General features: G+C 69.6%; 3 protein-coding genes. All 3 read left to right on the top strand.

All coding sequences use genetic code 11. From position 1 onward, the window contains the following. Nucleotides 1-569, top strand: a 569-nt coding sequence (locus WBP48_RS13350; protein ID WP_424441209.1) for a DUF3097 family protein, incomplete at its 5' end; no start/stop codon positions are given. 327 nt (nucleotides 570-896) lie between these two features. Next, entirely contained in the window at nucleotides 897-1589 is a 693-nt protein-coding gene (gene trmB / locus WBP48_RS13345; RefSeq protein ID WP_424441207.1) for a tRNA (guanosine(46)-N7)-methyltransferase TrmB, read from the top strand. Next, on the top strand, nucleotides 1586-2455 hold the full coding sequence (locus tag WBP48_RS13340) for a CPBP family intramembrane glutamic endopeptidase (RefSeq protein ID WP_424441205.1): 870 nt from the start codon (nucleotides 1586-1588) through the stop codon (nucleotides 2453-2455). Before trmB ends, WBP48_RS13340 begins: the two co-directional genes overlap by 4 nt. Nucleotides 2456-2777: the final 322 nt, after the last annotated feature.

Genomic DNA, 2777 nt, shown 5'->3' with positions numbered 1-2777 from the left:
GGCCGCGACGGACCGCATCCGGTTCGTTCGCCGCACCCGAGGCCCGGGCCCGCGTCGCGCGCGCCTCGCGCGTACTCGTCGAGGGCCGGCACGACGCCGAACTGGTCGAGAAGGTGTGGGGTGACGACTTGCGCGCCGAGGGCGTCGTCGTGGAATACCTGCGGGGTGTGGACCTGCTCGAGTCGGTGCTGCGCGACGAACCGCCCGGGCCCGATCGCCGCTACGGCGTGCTCGTGGATCACCTCGTGCCGGGCTCGAAGGAGTCGCGCATCGCGCAGGCCGTCGAGCGCGGACCGCACGGGCCCCATGTGCGGATCGTCGGCCATCCCCACATCGATGTGTGGCAGTGCGTGCTGCCGCGCGCCCTCGGCATCCCTTCGTGGCCCGACGTGCCCCGCGGCATCGAGTGGAAGGTCGGCGTGAGCCGCGCGCTCGGTTGGCCCGCCCGCGACCAGGCCGACCTCGCCCACACGTGGCAGCGCATCCTCGGGTCGGTGCGCAGCTACCGCGACCTCGACCCCGCCCTCCTCGGCCGTGTCGAAGAGCTGATCGACTTCGTCACCGCCTGAACCGCGGTCGCGCTGTGCACCCCGCGGCGGACTCGCCGGCGTCCGCGCGCCGAAACTCCACCAATCCGAGCGCGCTCGCGGCGTTCTTGGCCTCTGAAGTGGTCTTGGACACCAATCCTGTGGAGTTTGCGCCGCGAAGGCCCGGGACCGCGCGGGTAACCTGGGCGGATGCCGCTGCCCGCCGACGCTGACCCGGCCGACCCCGAACCGCGCCGGTTTCGCGACAGCTCTTCAGTGGCGCTACCGCGTCCTGGCGGTGGAGAGACCCCGCAAGGGTCGGGCGTCTTTCGGGCTAGACCGGTCTCGTTCGTCCGCCGCAGTGGCCGGATGAGCGACGGGCAGGAGCGAGCCTGGGCTGAACTCTCGCCGCGCTACCTGCTCGAAGTGCAGCGGGATGCCGCGGCCACGAGCATCCTGCCCGGGTCCGGGATCGACCCGGGGTCCGTGTACGGCCGCGCCGCTCCGCTCGTCGTCGAGATCGGCTCGGGACAGGGGCACGCGATCGTCGCCGCGGCCGCGGCGAACCCCGGCACCGACTTTCTCGCGGTCGAGGTGTTCCGGGCTGGGCTCGCGCGCACGATGCTCGATGCCGACCGGGCCGGCCTGAGAAATCTGAGGCTGGTCGAGGCGAACGCGCCCGAAGTGCTCGAGCATCTGCTGCCGGAGGCGTCCGTCGACGAAGTGTGGGTGTTCTTCCCCGACCCGTGGCACAAGGCGAAGCACCATAAGCGCCGGCTCGTTCAAGAGGCCTTCTCACCGCTGGTCGCGCGGGCGCTCCGCGACGGCGGCGTGCTGCGGCTCGCGACCGACTGGGAGGATTACGCCCTCCAGATGCGCGCCGTGATGGCGGATGCCGTGGAGTTCGATCCCGAGTTCGACACCGCCACGGCCACCACCGGCGACACGGCGGGCTGGGCGCCGCGTTTCGAGGGCCGGGTCATGACGGCGTTCGAGCGGAAGGGCATCGCGAAGGGGCGCGAGATCCGTGACCTCGTCTATCGGCGCCGCGACCGCGCATGAAACCGCTGCCCACGAAGCCGCTCCCGGAACCCCGGCCGTTCGTCGCGGTGAGCACCGTGCCGGCGCTGCTCGTCTGCCTGGCCGCTCCCGCCTTCTTCGTGCTGCTGACGCCGTGGCTCGGCTGGCTGTTGCTGGCGGCCGGTCTCGTGTCGGCGTGGCTGGTCGAGCGGGGGCGGGTGACGGCATCCGCTCCTTCACTCACGCGGGACCTGTCGCTCATCGCGGTCGGGATGCTGATCGTCAGCGCGATCTCTCTCGAGGCGAAGCTCGACGATCTGTCGATGCTGCGGTTCACGCTCGCGCTCGGCGGTGCCGTCGTCGTGCCGTACGCGGTGTCGCGGTGGGTGTACCGCGACCGGGCGATCGCGTTTCCCTGGCGTGGTACTCGCGGCGGCAAGAGATGGCGCGGTTGGCAATGGGGATGGCTTGCGGCGGTGCTCGGACTCGGCTGGCTGATCCTGCCGTTCTACTTCATCTCGTCGGGGGTCTACCGCAACTGGCCGCAGGTCGACTCGCCGGAGCTCATCGCGCGCCTGTTCGTCGGGGTCGGCGCCGTCGGCATCTGGGATGAGCTCTTCTTCATCTGCACGGTGTTCGCGCTGTTGCGTCGGCACTTCGCAGATGTCGCGGCGAACGTGCTGCAGGTGGTCGTGTTCGTCTCGTTCCTGTGGGAGCTCGGCTACCGGGCATGGGGTCCGGTGCTGACGATCCCGTTCGCACTGCTGCAGGCGGTCATCTTCTTGAAGACGAGGTCGCTGGGCTACGTCGTGACGGTCCACTTGCTGTTCGACGCCGTGGTCTTCGCGGTGCTCGTGCACGCCCACAATCCGGGGCTGCTCGACGGGGTCTTCCTCGTCTCGCCGTGACGGCGGCATGCACCTACTCTCACCTTCAACATGACGGTCATGTTAATTCTGCGTAAACTCTTGACGTCGCACCGGGGATGAGTATGTTGGGTCTTGCGAAGGACAACGGAGACAGAGGGACTCGAAAGAGAACCGGAAACGGAAACCAAAAAACCGCACTGATGATCGCTCCGGAGCTTCGGCCCCGGGGCGATCTTCGTTTGTGCGGCGACGTTCAGGTGGCGTAGCCGAGCCGACGCAGGGCATCGTGCGCGGCGTTCCAGCCCGCCATGCCGTGCGCCCCGCCCCCCGGCGCGACCGAGGCCGAGCCGAGCCACACGCC

The sequence above is a fragment of the Microbacterium sp. genome, from assembly GCF_049661145.1.
Taxonomy (GTDB): domain Bacteria; phylum Actinomycetota; class Actinomycetes; order Actinomycetales; family Microbacteriaceae; genus Microbacterium.
Note: the sequence above shows the minus strand (reverse complement) of the source record. Positions and strands in the feature narration are given on the sequence as shown.